Source organism: Enterobacter cloacae complex sp. 372C4, assembly GCF_050030615.1.
In the GTDB taxonomy this organism is placed as follows: domain Bacteria; phylum Pseudomonadota; class Gammaproteobacteria; order Enterobacterales; family Enterobacteriaceae; genus Enterobacter; species Enterobacter intestinihominis.
In genome coordinates, this window is sequence record NZ_JBLGUQ010000001.1 from 4,693,210 (window position 1) to 4,707,241 (window position 14,032).

13 protein-coding genes and 2 pseudogenes are annotated in these 14,032 nt (G+C 50.4%); 7 read left to right on the top strand and 8 right to left on the bottom strand.

Features of this window, described 5'->3' with window-relative positions; translation table 11 throughout:
• Positions 1-41: 41 nt before the first annotated feature.
• The gene (gene hemA, locus ACQG11_RS22770) at positions 42-1,298 is read right to left on the bottom strand and encodes a glutamyl-tRNA reductase (RefSeq protein ID WP_003856666.1); all 1,257 of its coding nucleotides are present in this window, start codon (positions 1,296-1,298) and stop codon (positions 42-44) included.
• A gap of 201 nt (positions 1,299-1,499) precedes the next feature.
• Between hemA and lolB the strand changes: the two genes are divergently transcribed.
• The 4 genes from lolB (at position 1,500) to dauA (ending at position 5,854) form a co-directional block, all read left to right on the top strand.
• Positions 1,500-2,111: a lipoprotein insertase outer membrane protein LolB gene (gene lolB, locus ACQG11_RS22775; RefSeq protein WP_003856665.1), complete on the top strand. Its 612-nt coding sequence runs from the start codon at positions 1,500-1,502 to the stop codon at positions 2,109-2,111.
• The gene (gene ispE, locus ACQG11_RS22780) at positions 2,108-2,977 is read left to right on the top strand and encodes a 4-(cytidine 5'-diphospho)-2-C-methyl-D-erythritol kinase (protein ID WP_023300294.1); all 870 of its coding nucleotides are present in this window, start codon (positions 2,108-2,110) and stop codon (positions 2,975-2,977) included. The genes lolB and ispE overlap by 4 nt, the downstream gene beginning before the upstream one ends.
• 125 nt (positions 2,978-3,102) lie before the next feature.
• Complete coding sequence (gene prs, locus ACQG11_RS22785; protein WP_003856663.1) at positions 3,103-4,050, top strand: ribose-phosphate diphosphokinase; 948 nt, start codon at positions 3,103-3,105, stop codon at positions 4,048-4,050.
• Positions 4,051-4,174: 124 nt separating this feature from the next.
• Positions 4,175-5,854, top strand: a complete 1,680-nt coding sequence (gene dauA, locus ACQG11_RS22790; RefSeq protein WP_045308283.1) for a C4-dicarboxylic acid transporter DauA — start codon at positions 4,175-4,177, stop codon at positions 5,852-5,854.
• Here the strand turns inward: dauA and ACQG11_RS22795 are convergent.
• The gene (locus tag ACQG11_RS22795; RefSeq protein WP_045621913.1) at positions 5,840-6,898 is read right to left on the bottom strand and encodes a MerR family transcriptional regulator; all 1,059 of its coding nucleotides are present in this window, start codon (positions 6,896-6,898) and stop codon (positions 5,840-5,842) included. The genes dauA and ACQG11_RS22795 overlap by 15 nt on opposite strands.
• A 120-nt stretch (positions 6,899-7,018) precedes the next feature.
• Positions 7,019-7,294, bottom strand: a complete 276-nt coding sequence (gene ychH, locus ACQG11_RS22800; protein ID WP_022648382.1) for a stress-induced protein YchH — start codon at positions 7,292-7,294, stop codon at positions 7,019-7,021.
• A 274-nt stretch (positions 7,295-7,568) separates the two neighbouring features.
• Between ychH and pth the strand changes: the two genes are divergently transcribed.
• Together pth and ychF are read left to right on the top strand one after the other, a co-directional pair.
• Complete coding sequence (gene pth / locus ACQG11_RS22805) at positions 7,569-8,153, top strand: aminoacyl-tRNA hydrolase (protein ID WP_006810922.1); 585 nt, start codon at positions 7,569-7,571, stop codon at positions 8,151-8,153.
• A gap of 126 nt (positions 8,154-8,279) precedes the next feature.
• A complete protein-coding gene (gene ychF, locus ACQG11_RS22810; protein WP_010432886.1) occupies positions 8,280-9,374 on the top strand; it encodes a redox-regulated ATPase YchF in 1,095 nt (364 codons plus the stop codon).
• A gap of 986 nt (positions 9,375-10,360) precedes the next feature.
• Here the strand turns inward: ychF and ACQG11_RS22815 are convergent.
• From ACQG11_RS22815 to ACQG11_RS22825, 3 genes and pseudogenes are all read right to left on the bottom strand, one after another.
• Entirely contained in the window at positions 10,361-10,585 is a 225-nt protein-coding gene (locus tag ACQG11_RS22815; protein WP_426728861.1) for a hypothetical protein, read from the bottom strand.
• 854 nt (positions 10,586-11,439) lie between these two features.
• On the bottom strand, positions 11,440-11,919 hold the full coding sequence (locus ACQG11_RS22820) for a hypothetical protein (protein WP_426728862.1): 480 nt from the start codon (positions 11,917-11,919) through the stop codon (positions 11,440-11,442).
• Positions 11,916-12,379: pseudogene (locus ACQG11_RS22825) on the bottom strand (type IV secretion protein Rhs); the annotation flags it as partial. The gene ACQG11_RS22820 and the pseudogene ACQG11_RS22825, both read right to left, overlap by 4 nt.
• On the opposite strand from ACQG11_RS22825, the pseudogene ACQG11_RS22830 reads away from it, so the two are divergent.
• Positions 12,365-12,742: pseudogene (locus ACQG11_RS22830) on the top strand (DUF933 domain-containing protein); the annotation flags it as partial. The pseudogenes ACQG11_RS22825 and ACQG11_RS22830 overlap by 15 nt on opposite strands.
• Positions 12,743-12,774: 32 nt before the next feature.
• On the opposite strand, the gene comJ reads toward ACQG11_RS22830, so the two are convergent.
• Together comJ and ACQG11_RS22840 are read right to left on the bottom strand one after the other, a co-directional pair.
• Complete coding sequence (comJ, locus tag ACQG11_RS22835; protein WP_038416216.1) at positions 12,775-13,257, bottom strand: competence protein ComJ; 483 nt, start codon at positions 13,255-13,257, stop codon at positions 12,775-12,777.
• A 164-nt stretch (positions 13,258-13,421) separates the two neighbouring features.
• Positions 13,422-13,973 (bottom strand): hypothetical protein, encoded by a 552-nt coding sequence (locus ACQG11_RS22840; RefSeq protein WP_426728863.1) that lies wholly within the window; start codon positions 13,971-13,973, stop codon positions 13,422-13,424.
• Positions 13,974-14,032 lie beyond the last annotated feature (59 nt).

A 14,032-nucleotide genomic window follows, 5' to 3' on the forward strand; every position in this document is an offset into this window, starting at 1 on the left:
AGGCGTAAATGCACCTTGTCTTAGAAAATGGGTATAGGGCGCTATTCCAGCCCGAGGCTGTTGCGCAGAATAGTCAGGCGTTCATCGTCCCCGTCACGGGCAGCCTGCTGAAGAGATTTGGTTGGGGCATGGATCAGGCGGTTGGTCAGTTTCCAGGCTAAATCCTGCATAATCGCCTGCGCGTCGCCGCCCTGTTCAAGGGCCGCTAACGCTTTGGCCGTCAGGTCATCACGCACCTGCTCCGCCTGACCGCGGTATTCGCGGATGGTCTCGCTGACGCTTTGCGCGCGCAGCCAGGCCATAAATTCGCTGGTTTCCTGTTCAACGATGGTTTCCGCCTGCACAGCCGCCGCCTTACGCTGGGCAAGGTTGTGCGAAATGATGCTTTGCAGGTCATCCACGCTGTACAGGTAGGCGTTCGCCAGTTTGCCCACTTCCGGTTCGACATCACGCGGAACGGCGATATCCACCAGCAGCATCGGCTGATTGCGGCGGGATTTCAGCGCACGCTCGACCATCCCTTTCCCGATAATCGGCAGCGGGCTGGCGGTAGAACTGATAATAATGTCCGCCTCTTTCAGACGTTCATCGATGTCGCTCAGCGCAATCACCTCAGCGCCCACTTCATCTGCCAGCACCTGCGCACGTTCGCGGGTGCGGTTAGCGATGATCATCTTCTTCACCTTGTGTTCGCGAAGATGGCGCGCCACCAGCTCGATGGTTTCGCCCGCCCCCACCAGCAGTACGGTGACGGTCGACAGCGATTCAAAGATTTGACGGGCAAGAGTACAGGCCGCGAAAGCAACCGAAACCGCACTGGCGCCAATGTCGGTTTCGGTTCGCACACGCTTCGCCACGGAGAATGACTTCTGGAACATTCGCTCCAGTTCGCTGGCTTTCAGATGCCCTTTCTGGGAATCCGCGAAGGCTTTTTTCACCTGGCCGAGGATCTGCGGCTCGCCCAGCACCAGCGAATCCAGACCGCTGGCCACACGCATCAGATGGCTGACCGCATCGTTATCCTGATGCCAGTACAGGCTGTTGCGCAGCTCTTCTTCGTTGAGGTTGTGATAGTCACATAGCCAGCGGATCAGCGCCTCGTGCAGGTTGTCCTGCTCTTCCACGCTTAAATAGAGCTCGGTACGGTTGCACGTCGACAGCACCACGCCACCCTGCACCATCGGCTGTGCAAGCAGGCTATCCAGCGCCAGGTCGAGCGTATCCGGCGAAAACGTAACGCGTTCTCGCAGTGAAACCGGGGCCGTTTTGTGGTTAATACCGAGTGCTAATAGGGTCATGTTGAGCGGGAGTAGTACCAGCGTTAATAAGGTTAGCAGGACGCATCATACAGGATGCGCGAGATCAATAAAAGAGACTGCCCCCTTTCGGAGTAATAGCTTACGCCGCGCTTTGAGATAATTTGAACGTAGACGGTGGCACCCTTCAACGCTAGCATTAACAGTTATAACTGCAACGTATCTCAAGGATTTGTCATCATTATGACCCGAATGATTCGCCTGCTGCCTCTGGCGGCCCTGGTTCTGACCGCCTGTTCCGTTCATCAGCCGAAAGGCCCGGGCAAAAGCCCCGACTCACCGCAGTGGCGTCAGCACCAGCAGGATGTGCTGAAATTAAGCCAGTACCAGACCCGCGGTGCATTTGCATATCTCTCTGACGAACAAAAAGTTTATGCTCGCTTCTTCTGGCAGCAAACGGGGCAGGACAACTATCGCCTGCTGCTGCTCAACCCGCTGGGCAGCACCGAGCTGGAGCTTAACGCGAAGCCTGGCGAAGCGCAGATCACCGATAACAAAGGCCAGCACTACACCGCGACCGACGCCGAAGAGATGATTGGCAAACTGACCGGGATGCCGATTCCGCTCAATAGTCTGCGCCAGTGGATCCTTGGCCTGCCGGGTGACGCCACCGACTATACGCTTGATGACCAATACCGTCTGAGCCAGGTTAACTACACCCAGGGCGGTAAAACCTGGAAAGTGGTGTACAGCGCGTATGACAGCAAGACGCAACCATCGCTGCCGTCCAATATGGAGCTGACGCAGGGTAGCCAGCGTATCAAGCTGAAAATGGATAACTGGATCGTTAAATGATGACCCACTGGCCCTCTCCCGCAAAACTGAACCTGTTTCTCTACATTACCGGGCAGCGCGCTGACGGCTATCACACCCTGCAAACCCTGTTTCAGTTTGTCGACTACGGCGACACGATCTCAATCGAACCGCGTCAGGACGGGCAGATTTGTCTGCTGACGCCAGTCGACGGCGTGGCGCATGACGATAACCTGATCGTGCGCGCTGCCCGCCTGCTTATGAAAACGGCGTCGTCGTCGGATCGTCTGCCAGCGGGAAGCGGTGCGGATATCCGTATCGACAAACGCCTGCCGATGGGCGGCGGTCTTGGCGGCGGTTCGTCAAATGCTGCGACCGTTTTGGTGGCGCTTAACCATCTGTGGGGCTGCGGTCTGACAACGGACGAGCTGGCAGCGTTAGGGTTGACGCTGGGCGCCGATGTACCAGTGTTTGTGCGCGGCCACGCGGCGTTTGCTGAAGGGGTGGGCGAAATCCTCACGCCGGTCGATCCGCCGGAAAAATGGTATCTGATCGTTCACCCTGGCGTGAGCATTCCTACCCCGGTCATCTTTAAAGATCCTGACCTGAAAAGAAATACCCCGGTACGGTCAATAAAAACGTTATTAAATTGTGAATTCAGCAACGATTGCGAGGATATCGCAAGAAAACGTTTTCGCGAGGTTGATGCGGTGCTTTCCTGGCTGTTAGAATACGCGCCGTCGCGCCTGACCGGTACAGGGGCCTGTGTCTTTGCTGAATTTGACACCGAATCCGCCGCCCGTCAGGTGCTTGAGCAAGCGCCGGACTGGCTGCATGGTTTTGTAGCACGCGGGATGAACACCTCCCCCCTACAGCAGGCCATTCTGGCGCAGACTGAGTTTCGGTGACAACGTCACCCTGTTCCAGACGTTGCATCGCGCTCTTTAATACACCGCCTGGATAGCGTTTGCTTAGGCCCCGCAGTTTGCGGCGAACGCTATCCACCACTGGACGCATGCCTGAGGTTCTTCTCGTGCCTGATATGAAGCTTTTTGCTGGTAACGCCACCCCGGAACTAGCACAACGTATTGCCAACCGCCTGTACACTTCCCTCGGCGACGCCGCTGTAGGTCGCTTTAGCGACGGCGAAGTCAGCGTACAAATTAACGAAAATGTACGCGGTGGTGATATTTTCATCATCCAGTCCACCTGTGCTCCAACGAACGACAACCTGATGGAATTGGTTGTTATGGTCGACGCGCTGCGTCGCGCTTCTGCTGGCCGTATCACTGCTGTTATTCCTTACTTTGGCTATGCACGTCAGGACCGTCGCGTCCGTTCCGCGCGTGTGCCAATCACCGCTAAAGTTGTCGCAGACTTCCTCTCCAGCGTCGGCGTTGACCGCGTACTGACAGTCGACCTGCACGCAGAGCAGATCCAGGGCTTCTTCGACGTGCCGGTTGATAACGTTTTCGGCAGCCCAATCCTGCTGGAAGACATGCTGCAACTGAATCTGGACAACCCGATTGTGGTTTCTCCGGACATCGGCGGCGTGGTACGTGCTCGTGCTATCGCGAAGCTGCTGAACGATACCGACATGGCGATCATCGACAAACGCCGTCCGCGTGCTAACGTTTCACAGGTGATGCACATCATCGGTGACGTGGCTGGCCGCGACTGCGTGTTGGTGGACGACATGATCGATACCGGCGGTACGCTGTGTAAAGCCGCTGAAGCGCTGAAAGAGCGTGGTGCGAAACGCGTATTCGCTTACGCGACTCACCCGATCTTCTCCGGCAATGCGGTAAACAACCTGCGTAACTCCGTCATCGACGAAGTTGTGGTATGCGATACCATTCCACTGAGTGACGAGATCAAAGCGCTGCCAAACGTGCGTACGTTGACTCTGTCCGGGATGCTGGCCGAAGCGATTCGTCGTATCAGCAACGAAGAATCGATCTCTGCAATGTTCGAACACTGATCGAACACGGCCAAAAAACCCGCTACGGCGGGTTTTTTTGTTTATAGTATTTATTTGTATGACTTATGCCTCCTTCACCTGCCATTCATATGACAGATGATGCGCACACGGATGATAGATAATTGTGAAAAACGTAACCTCCTCACATGTTCTGCCCTTTCGCGCCCTCATCGACGCCTGCTGGAAAGAGAAATACACGTCGTCACGCTTTGTTCGTGACCTGATAGCCGGGATCACCGTCGGGATTATTGCCATCCCGCTGGCGATGGCACTGGCGATTGGTAGCGGCGTCGCGCCGCAGTACGGGCTGTACACCTCAGCCGTTGCGGGGATTGTGATTGCGCTGACGGGCGGGTCCCGCTTCAGCGTCTCCGGCCCAACTGCCGCCTTTGTGGTGATCCTCTACCCGGTTTCCCAACAGTTTGGTCTGGCAGGCCTGCTGGTTGCCACCCTGATGTCCGGCATCTTTTTAATTCTGTTCGGTCTGGCCCGCTTTGGTCGCCTGATTGAATATATTCCCCTTTCCGTGACGCTGGGGTTCACCTCGGGGATTGGGATTACCATCGGGACCATGCAGATTAAAGATTTCCTCGGCCTGCAAATGGCCCATGTTCCGGAGCACTACTTACAGAAAGTGGGCGCGCTGTTTATGGCGTTGCCGACGGCCAACCTGGGCGATGCAGCCATTGGCATCGTTACCCTCGGCACACTCATCGTCTGGCCTCGCTTAGGCATTCGTCTCCCGGGGCATCTCCCCGCTCTGCTGCTGGGCTGCGCGGTGATGGGCGTCGTCAACCTGCTCGGTGGACAGGTCGCCACCATTGGCTCCCAGTTCCACTATGTTCTGGCGGATGGCTCACAGGGTAACGGTATTCCGCAGCTGCTGCCGCAGCTGGTTCTGCCGTGGGACATGCCGGGCTCCAGCTTCACCCTGAGCTGGGATTCCCTTCGCGCTCTGCTGCCTGCCGCGTTCTCCATGGCAATGCTGGGCGCGATTGAATCCCTGCTCTGCGCCGTCGTGCTCGACGGCATGACCGGCACAAAGCACAAAGCCAACAGCGAACTAGTCGGTCAGGGCTTAGGGAACATCGTTGCACCGTTCTTCGGCGGTATTACGGCTACAGCTGCGATTGCCCGTTCCGCCGCGAACGTACGTGCGGGCGCGACATCACCGGTTTCCGCGGTCATTCACTCCCTGCTGGTGATCATGGCGCTGCTGATCCTTGCCCCGCTGCTTTCATGGCTTCCACTCTCGGCCATGGCTGCGCTGCTGTTGATGGTGGCCTGGAATATGAGTGAGGCGCATAAGGTGGTGAATCTGCTGCGCCGTGCGCCGAAAGACGACATTATCGTGATGCTGATCTGCATGTCGCTGACCGTGCTGTTTGATATGGTTATCGCTATCAGCGTCGGCATAGTGCTGGCCTCGCTGCTGTTTATGCGCCGCATCGCGCAGATGACGCGTCTCTCTCCGGTTAACGTTGAGGTGCCTGACGATGTGCTGGTGCTGCGCGTGATTGGCCCGCTGTTCTTCGCCGCGGCGGAAGGTTTGTTCAGCGATCTGGCGTCCCGCATCGCGGGCAAACGGATTGTGGTGCTGAAGTGGGATGCCGTCCCGGTGTTGGATGCCGGCGGTCTGGATGCCTTCCAGCGCTTTGTTGCCCGCCTGCCGGAAGGCTGCGAGCTGCGGATCAGTAACCTCGAATTCCAGCCCCTGCGCACCATGGCGCGCGCGGGCGTGCAGCCGATCCCTGGCCGATTGTCCTTCTACCCTAACCGTGAAGCTGCATTAGCGGATCTGTGAGTCATCTGATGCAGAGACACGTCTTTGCATCATCACCCCGATCGCCTGCTGGAGCCATTCAAGCACGGCAGGCGTCATCCACGTGCCTTTCATCAGATGCGGCTCCTGCTGCATGGCGAGACGAAATTTTTGCTGGGTCTGCGGGTTTGTTCCCGCATAGGACTGGAATAAAACCAGCCACTTTTCTGCCAGCTTTTGCGCATCGTCAGAAGCGGGACTGAGATTATCCCGCTGCGCCTGATGCAGCTTCGCCACCAGCGGCGGCCATTCCATCATCCGGTCAAAGTAGTGCGCCCGGGTAAAGGCCATCTCTTCGGCAGTGAGATATTGCTCCCAGATGCTGAGCTTTGATTCGGCAAACGCCCGCGTGATGTAATCCGTAATCTCCGGCGTAATGCCGGTTTGCTCCTGCATCTGCGGCTCCCCGCTGTGCATTTCGTTCAGACGGGTCAAAAATTCCGGTTTGCCTGCGGTATCCTGTTCCAGGCGTTCCATCCACCGTGAAGCCAAATCGGTCGCCCGCGCGTCCGTGACGCTGACGTTCTGTTCCAGCAAGTGTTTAACCTCCGTCACCAGACCCGACCAGATATCCGCCAGCGCCTCTTTCTCTACCGCAAACGGCAGTTGCTGCAACTCTTCTTTGCTAAACCAGCGATCGTACATATTCATTAACTCCAGAGTCTGTAGCCAGGATTCCAGATCCGGCGTCGCATCGTCGGTCAGCCCGGTACGCAATTCCACCAGCCGGTTGCGCAGCGTATGGATGCTACGCAGTTGCTTGTCCAGCAAAGTGATTTGCCCGTCGAGTAATTCCGCTAATGACAGCGAACGCTGTTCCAGAAAATCCCTGATTTCGGCAAGCTCCAGCCCGGCTTTTGCCAGCGTCTGGATCATATGCAGACGTTGCACATCCGCCAGGTTATAAAGCCGGTAGCCTGCCGCGCTTCTGGCAGAAGGTAACAACAGCCCTGTTTGCTCGTAGTGATGCAAAGTCCGCACGGTGATCCCTGCGCGTTTCGCCAGTTCACCCACCTGAATCAACATAACGGCTCCTTTTGTTCTGCCAGTGTCGCTACTCTGAAGCCTTACGTTACGTGAGGGTCAATGCGTCATGCAAAAAAAAACGACTTCATCTGAAGTCGTTTCGGTGTTCTTTATGGGGCACTAGCCGTGCTTATGCTGGTCGCGGCGGCATCGTTTATCGTAATGGCGCACCCACCAGTATTTATCGCAGACTTCCTCATGTCCGCTCACGCGCGCCCCGGCGAGCCACAATACCGCACCGAGGAAGATACTCAGCACCGCGCCATGCGCAAAGTATTGTGGGAGGTCAAGCTGCGGTAATTGGTTTAAAATTGAATAACCGACACCGGCGACCATCACGAACAGTCCCAACCCCATTAGCACGTTACCGAGCATTGAAGCGTTTTTGCGTTTCATATGTCACCTCCGGAACTTTGGGTTGTCAGGGGAAAAACCCCTTCTCCTTGTGTGTAAAGTATAGACAACGCCACTTATATGAGTTGCGTGAATGATCACATTTACAGATAACTCCCGGACAAAAATTTACAAATAAGACATTGAACAGCTTGAAATTCTAATTGTTCAAAGAAGAAATTATTCGCATTTCGATGTACAGCAGGCAGAACTTTGTCAAGCGGCGCGCCAGACAGTAAACTACGCGCCAGATCTGGAACCCATTAGGAAGTAAATCGTGACGATTAAACTGATTGTCGGCCTCGCCAATCCGGGCGCAGAGTATGCCGCTACCCGCCATAACGCCGGCGCCTGGTATGTTGATCTGCTGGCGGAACGTCTGCGCGCTCCCCTGCGTGAAGAACCCAAGTTTTACGGGTATACCTCACGCATCAATCTTGCGGGTGCTGACGTGCGGTTGCTGGTGCCAACCACCTTTATGAACCTGAGCGGCAAAGCCGTGGCGGCTATGGCAACGTTTTATCGCATCAATCCGGATGAGATCCTGGTGGCCCACGACGAACTGGATCTGCCACCAGGCGTGGCGAAGTTCAAGCTGGGCGGCGGTCATGGCGGCCACAACGGCCTTAAAGACATCATCAGCAAACTGGGTAATAACCCTAATTTCCACCGTTTGCGCGTGGGAATCGGCCATCCGGGCGATAAAAACAAAGTTGTTGGTTTCGTACTGGGTAAACCACCGGTTTCTGAGCAGAAGTTGATTGACGAAGCGGTGGACGAAGCGGCCCGCTGCACCGAGATTTGGCTTCAGGACGGCCTGACGAAAGCCACCAATCGACTGCACGCTTTCAAAGCGCAATAATCGGCGCCATGGGGCTTTTTTACCGCGCGTCGTGCGGGTTACGTGTATAATAGGCGTAGTTATTTACTTTTCTTCAATCGGTTATCGTTAACGGATTGATTATCAAGATATTAAGGTGATTTAGAAATGGGATTCAAATGCGGTATCGTCGGTCTGCCAAACGTGGGCAAATCCACCCTGTTCAACGCGCTCACCAAGGCAGGTATTGAAGCGGCGAACTTCCCGTTCTGTACCATCGAGCCGAACACCGGTGTTGTTCCTATGCCCGATCCGCGTCTGGACCAGCTCGCGGAAATCGTGAAGCCGCAGCGCATTCTGCCAACCACCATGGAGTTCGTGGACATCGCGGGCCTGGTAAAAGGCGCATCCAAAGGTGAAGGCCTGGGCAACCAGTTCCTGACCAACATCCGTGAAACAGAAGCGATCGGCCACGTTGTGCGCTGCTTCGAGAACGACAACATTATCCACGTTAACAACAAAGTGGATCCGGCTGACGACATCGACGTCATCAACACCGAGCTGGCCCTCTCTGACCTCGACACCTGCGAGCGCGCCATTCACCGCGTGCAGAAGAAAGCCAAAGGCGGCGACAAAGACGCGAAAGCGGAACTGGCTGCCCTGGAAAAATGTCTGCCACAGCTGGAAAACGCGGGCATGCTGCGCGCGCTGAAAAACCTGACTGAAGAAGACAAAGCGGCGATCAAATACCTGAGCTTCCTGACCCTGAAGCCAACCATGTACATCGCCAACGTTAACGAAGACGGTTTCGAGAACAACCCGTACCTCGACAAAGTACGTGAAATTGCCGCGGCTGAAGGTTCTGTGGTGGTAGCGGTTTGCGCGGCCGTTGAATCTGATATCGCCGAGCTGGACGATGCCGACCGTGAAGAGTTCATGGCCGAACTGGGTCTGGAAGAGCCGGGCCTGAACCGCGTGATCCGCGCGGGCTATGAGCTGCTGAACCTGCAAACCTACTTCACTGCTGGTGTAAAAGAAGTGCGTGCGTGGACCATCCCTGTGGGTGCAACTGCGCCTCAGGCGGCTGGTAAAATTCACACCGACTTCGAGAAAGGCTTTATTCGTGCGCAGACCATCGCGTTTGAAGACTTTATCACCTACAAGGGTGAGCAAGGCGCGAAAGAAGCAGGCAAGATGCGTGCTGAAGGGAAAGACTACATCGTTAAAGATGGCGATGTGATGAACTTCCTGTTTAACGTCTGATTAGTTTTGAGTGAAAAAAATCCACGCTTTGGCGTGGATTTTTTTATTGCGTGGCTAAAAGACATTGTTTAAGAGTTCTGTTTTCATTCTGGGTTCAAAAGGAATGATATCGGCAGTCACAAGCTTTAACGCCTGAAAAAGATCCTCGCGTAAGCGCTCTTCAAGAATGTCAAGAGTCTCACATTTAGCGAGAATGACACTGCCGTTTCTTGGGATCCGTTTTCCGGAGGCCAGGATAATCCCCTTTACGTACCCCTTTTTAAGCCACTTGTTGGAATTATTTATATAGTATCTTTTTGCCACCAGCTATTGTTATCATTTTTTGGGCGCATTTGATATTAATACGCAGGGCTTGATCGAGACAATGCGTTACGCTTCATATCATAGGAATAAAACCAATCATGCCAGCCATTTTTTTTACTGGTTAGCTACAGACAACGACCACTTCTTTTGACAGGTTGACTGTTAAGTAATAAAAGGTCGCGCCTTCAGGAGGTGCAGACCAAAATAGTTTTTCGCCATGTGCATTGAAGATGGTCAAAACGGTTGGTATTGACTTTGGTTCGCTTAATGCAAAGACTAACTGGCGTGTTGAGTCGACAATTGCGAGATTTAGCAAGGTATACTTATGCGTACGCTTCTAGTGCAGCACATCCACTCGAGCACGTCTTTTTCTTTAAGAAAATTGAAGTCAGCGATCATCTTCGCTCTTAATAAATATTTTCATTACGTTTATAAGAAAGTTTCAGAGCATCTCGACAGGTTGTAGTTTAAAGTCCGAAAGATTATATAAAGCTTTACTTGTCAAATCTCTCTAGAAATTCCAAAGAGGTTTGGCGCCTTTATTTTTTGAAAAAAATTTCGCAATTTAATTTTGGAATAAATATTTTATCTGAATAATCATAAAATTCATCATCTTTTCCGCCACGGATGAATTTGCTAGACTGTAATTATATTCTTATTAAAGAATGAGCTCATATTTCTAATTACGGACCATAAAAATGCATCAATGTGTTAAGATCATCTAAATCTTGTTTTGTTGTTTTTTTCTCCATTTTATCAAATTCACAAATTATTCCTTTCATAGGAATACTAGATTCATGGTTAATTGCCAGCCCCATTAGCTTGTCATCATCAGTCTGATTTTTCAAAGTATTATTTAAAAAGTTATGTAGAATTTTTCCAGCATCTTTTCTTTCTGAAAAATACATATTGTTATATCCAGTAATTTTTTAGTGAGGCAAAGTAGTAAGCTATCCATACCATATACAAATTAAAGTCAATCACAATCTTTATATTATTTTATTTTTTCTAGCAATGACGAAAATATTTCGCCATCACAATTAAAACGAAAAGTATTCCAATGCTGTTTTTTAAAGAGTGTAACAGAAATAATTAGTCCCAATTCAATTCTCCATCAGAAAAAACACCTCGAATTAAGACACCTCTGCTTTATCAAAAATTTTGATTTTATTAAACTCCACCAAAATATTTTTCACTGGCACTTCTGACTTTGATAAATAATCATGAAATGCTTAACATTGATTTTCCGGAACATATTTATTCATTAAAAAAGAAGATTATGACGTAACTCTTCTTCTGACATATTATATACTCCGGAGTGAGTAAACACGTTAAAAATCATAGGGTAATTGCGTCCTATCCCTAGCAGCTGTAATGTTCCACCATTAATTTATTCAAGATATGCACTTGAAAAGTTGCAACAGTGCAGCGGGCACGCTCGTTAGAGCTCTACACAGTTTAACAGAAGATGTCATAGATCCAGCGAATGCTTGCGCTGGGCTTTTATATCAAGTATTAATCCGTAGTATAAATCCTAACTCATACTGGGGCATTTTATTTTCGAAGGTTCCAATCTGTGGAATCAGCTACACGGATTTCATTAAGAACGAGATCTAGAGGAACGAGTGCAATTATTTACCCCTCATTAACTACACTGAATAGACCACCTGTGGACGTGGTACACCATTGATATGTTTATGCGTATCAATTATTAAAAAAGAAAAGATCAAAAAACAGTTAACATGCGATACTTATTTGATAGTTAATTCCATGTTATATAGATACCGCAATTAAATGATTTAATGTCATAGCAGACAGTAATATTACCCCATTCCAAACGCCATGTTACACTATGTTTTTCTTTTACATCTGGTTCGCCAAGATCATATTCCTTTGATACCCAACGGTATAAGAAATCAACTTCTTTGTTTAACATATCAATGTTAGAAACTTTATTCCAATCACTTATTGCCTGATAATACTCACCCTCTTTATAAATTAATTGCACCATAAATGGAAAATTGCTAAAGCATAATGGGCGTATTATAAGCTCAAATTTCTTATCAAACCAAAGAACGGTATTAACGGTATAATGATAAGGAATTAATCTCTGCATTTTATTTTTTGATTCAAGATATTTGTAAAGTTCTGAAACTATAAACATATCCTCCCGTTGTATGAAAATATATTTATTATCTAACTTAACTTTGCCATCTGCGATGTTAATTTCAAAATCAATCATATGCTTATAACCTTCCCCGGTATCAGTAGATTTCTAAATTCCTCAGGGATAAAGAATTGCATCCCTCCCTCTCGGCCATTAATGTTCTTAGCCAATGCTCTTCCATATGCGACATCAATATCCTCGCTGACATAATAAGCTCTTACTTGCGTTCTTAATGTACGATGGAGATCAATTTTAACTTGAAGCGTTTCATGGTAGCCTATAGCATTTCCTTTGTTTTACCTAACGGTTGGATAAGTCACCGCATATGATGGAGGAGAATCACCGTTCGGATATAATGCATACAAAATCGTGCCTTTTTTCAGTTTCCTATTTTTGTAGATATCTATACCTTTGTAATCACCTTGACCTTGCCATTTCGTAGCTTCTTTAGATGGATCCTTACATTTACGGCTCAACCCCCACGGATCCACCCACCCCAGCGCATTCGGCGCATACTGAGGTAGCGGTTTACGCCGCGGTTGAATCCGATATCGCTGAAATCATCGACGGCGACCATAAAGAGTTCATGGCCGAGCGGGGGCAGAACTGCGTGATCCGCGCGGGCTATTAGCTGCTCAGCCTGCAAACCTACTTCACCGCGGGCGTGCAAGAAGTGAACGCGTGAATCATCCCTGTCGGTGCGACTGCGCCTCACGCGGCCGGTAAGATCCACACCGACTTTGAGAAGGGCTTCATTCGTGCGCAGACTATCGCGTTTTAAGACTTTATCACCTGCAAGGGTGAGCAAGGCGCGAAAGAAGCAGGCAAGATGCGTACGGAAGGGAAAGATTACTTCGTTAACGAGGTTCATGTGGTGAACTTCTTGTTTAACGTATGATTTTTTTTCATTCGATTTAGTTATTATTAACTTTAAAAAAAACCCTCTTTTAGAGGATTGTATTTTTTCCCTCCCCAAGGGTCGTCTAATAAAAACTTAGCAGGGATTGCTTCTTTTTCAGGCACAAGAGTAAAATTATAATAAATCTCGTCCCCTTCACAAACCTCATAAAAGAGCGAATAAATCTTGCCGGTTACGTTAATGCTTACATCAAATTTCTCTGTCGCAGATACGATCTGGATCTTACTTTTATCCGTAATAAAAAATGGAACAACAATGCAGCGTTGTGCATTTTGATCTAATTTAAAAGCATTATCTATTTTGATATTGACGTTTGCTCCAAATGCGTCCTCTGGTAATGGATCGAATACAACATAATCCTTGTGTAAAACAGCGCCTTGAGAAACATTACCTTTTCCCCACTGACTCAGCTTTTCGTCATAGTCTCTGGATCGTAACAATATTTGACTATGTGAAATTAGCAGATCTACTGTTTGCATGATCTTATCACTCATTATATTCCCTAGACTTTTATTCTTGTTCCATATGATTGTTATGGAAAAACATTACCAATACTCGAACCTGCAACAAAATTACTGCTTTTAGATATCAGTTATAAGTTGTGCCGTGCCGTTGGATTGGCAATGGACCCAGAAGATATATGAAGCATCAACACTATCTACACGCGCCAGCAAATCGTAGTTGTCCTGACCACTTTCGTCGACGTAGGTGAACAGCACATCCCCGTGCGCTTCCCCAAGTAGGCAGTCATTCCCAGACACACCGGGTGGTGATGGCTTGCCGGTTGGCTGTCCGCCCAGCTTCTGGCGTCGCGTTTTACTGATGCGGCGACCGAGCGGATCGTAGCGGAAGCTGACCTGCGTCTGCGGTTTGTTGCGGTTCCTCGGGTTTGGCCGTTATCCTTCTCTACAGTGCAAGCATGGGTATTATAACGCCAGCGAATATCATTCAGCTGCGCCAGGCGGTTGTGCGTAATGTTCTCAACAGAACCTTCGAGCGGGTTAGCGGCTGCATCCCAGACCCCCTGCTCCTCTCCGGCCAGCGTGCCGTCCTGAACCAGGAGACGCCCGGCACTGTCTGTCGTACTGCCAGCGGTACCATTTGAACGGGTTATCGTCCCGCTCTTCGCGCACCAAGTTATTGCGGTAGTAGTAATCCCAGCGGCGCTGCGACGGGCGCTGGGTATTTTACTTACGACAGTGGATGTCATGACTCCAGAGAATGCTTACCTAGGGTTTTATGTAAAGTAAATAATCCGAGGGATCAACC